Here is a 1,158-nt window from a genome sequence, read left to right on the forward strand (position 1 = left end):
AAGAGCCTATTGGTCTCAACCCTGCAGGATTTATTTGAAGGGCGCAGGGAGCTTTTCAAAGGACTCGACATTGAAGATAAGTGGGACTGGGAGACGACTTACCCGGTGATCAAAATCAGCTTTGGTGGTGGCACGGCTCGTAACCTGGAATCGATGCAGCGCATTGTGGGTTCAGTCCTGCGTTCAAGCCAGGCGCACCTCGGTGTTGAGTGCGCTCACCCTGAACATGGCGGTGTCTGTTTCCAGGAGCTCATCGAAGCAGTTTACAGAAAGACAGGCCAGAAGGCTGTCATCCTGGTTGACGAGTACGACAAATTCATTGTCGATAACTTGGATCAGATCGAGGTCGCTAAGCAGGGAAGAGAGGTCTTGCGTGACCTTTACTCCGTTATCAAGGACAGCGATGCCTACATCAAGTTTGCTTTTCTGACCGGCGTAAGTAAATTCAGCAAAATGTCGGTCTTCAGCGGTCTTAATAATTTGAAAGACATCAGCCTTGACGAGCGCTATGCCACCATTTGTGGCTATACTGAAAAGGATCTGGATACGATCTTCGCTGCACACCTGGAAGGGGCTGATCGGGATGAGGTACGGCGTTGGTATAATGGTTATAACTTCCTTGGTGAGAAGGTCTACAACCCTTTTGATGTCTTGCTGTTTATCGATAGCGGCCAGCAGTTCGACAACTACTGGTTTGCCTCGGGTACCCCTAATTTTCTGATCACGTTGATCCAGCAGAACAACTATTACATCCCCCGACTCGATAACCTCAAGGTCAGCAAAAGCCTTATCGACAGCTCTGATATTGAGAACATTCAGTTGGAGCCGATCCTGTTTCAGGCTGGCTATCTGACCATTAGCGAAGTTGAACAGGCGGCGCGAGGTGGACTTCAATTTATCCTCGATTTTCCCAACAAGGAAGTCCAGCTCTCCTTCTCTGATGTCATCATTGACTATCTCACCAACCATCAGAACCAGCGAGCTGATTTCCAGGATGAACTCTACCTTCAGCTTCAAGAAATCGATCTGCCCGGCTTCGAGCAAACCCTGAAAAGCCTGTTCGCCGCCATCCCTTACAACAACTACGTCAACAACACCATCAGCAACTTCGAGGGCTACTACGCCAGCGTCATCTACGCCTACCTGGCCAGCCTTGGT

At 49.6% G+C, this 1,158-nt stretch carries 1 protein-coding gene; it reads left to right on the top strand.

What is annotated here, in order from left to right:
* On the top strand, positions 1 to 1,158 hold a 1,158-nt coding region (locus ICT70_RS14775), incomplete at both ends, for an ATP-binding protein (RefSeq protein WP_191157993.1).

Source organism: Pelovirga terrestris (assembly GCF_014773365.1).
GTDB lineage: Bacteria > Desulfobacterota > Desulfuromonadia > Desulfuromonadales > Geopsychrobacteraceae > Pelovirga > Pelovirga terrestris.